Here is a 698-nt window from a genome sequence, read left to right on the forward strand (position 1 = left end):
GGCACTGTCAATCTCGTCATATTTTGATGACTGTCCACCAAATTGTTTTGACTGAACCACTGTAATTGCTGCTGTCAACGTCGTTTTACCGTGGTCTACGTGACCAATCGTGCCTACATTAACGTGCGGCTTCTTACGCTCAAATTTTTCCTTCGCCATTGGAAAATCTCCACAAAAGTTTGACATTACATGGTGCCCACAACTGGACTTGAACCAGCGACCTCTTCCTTACCAAGGAAGTGCTCTACCGCCTGAGCTATGTGGGCTTCAGTTCAGGCATACAACGTTATTTGGAGCGGGTGATGGGAATCGAACCCACACTATCAGCTTGGAAGGCTGAAGTTCTACCATTGAACTACACCCGCTAACCGATTTGGTGGAGGGGGAAGGATTCGAACCTTCGAAGGCTGAGCCGTCAGATTTACAGTCTGATCCCGTTGACCGCTTGGGTACCCCTCCAAAATGGATTGCTATTTTTTACTATGATTTACAAAATGTCAAGTAAATCGAATTTTTCTTGTTATAGGATGGTGCTGGCACCAGGAATCGAACCCGGGACCTACTGATTACAAGTCAGTTGCTCTACCTGCTGAGCTATACCAGCAAAAAATAAAACCCTGGCAATGACCTACTTTCACATGGGGAAACCCCACACTATCATCGGCGCTGGCTCGTTTCACTTCTGAGTTCGGTATGGG

The 698-nt window shown here is 46.7% G+C and carries 1 protein-coding gene, 4 tRNA genes and 1 rRNA gene; all 6 read right to left on the reverse strand.

What is annotated here, in order from left to right; genetic code table 11:
• Positions 1 to 159 (reverse strand): GTP-binding protein (locus tag AB3348_RS15195; protein ID WP_367608446.1); only part of this gene is annotated, 159 nt, incomplete at its 3' end.
• Between the two features lie 31 nt (positions 160 to 190).
• A tRNA-Thr gene (locus AB3348_RS15200) sits at positions 191 to 266 on the reverse strand.
• Between the two features lie 25 nt (positions 267 to 291).
• Positions 292 to 365, reverse strand: a tRNA-Gly gene (locus tag AB3348_RS15205).
• 9 nt (positions 366 to 374) lie between these two features.
• A tRNA-Tyr gene (locus AB3348_RS15210) sits at positions 375 to 459 on the reverse strand.
• 69 nt (positions 460 to 528) lie between these two features.
• A tRNA-Thr gene (locus AB3348_RS15215) sits at positions 529 to 604 on the reverse strand.
• Positions 605 to 615: 11 nt separating this feature from the next.
• Positions 616 to 698: ribosomal RNA gene (gene rrf / locus AB3348_RS15220) — 5S ribosomal RNA — on the reverse strand; the annotation flags it as partial.

This window comes from Legionella sp. W05-934-2, assembly GCF_964199965.1.
Lineage (GTDB): Bacteria > Pseudomonadota > Gammaproteobacteria > Legionellales > Legionellaceae > JAFIFT01.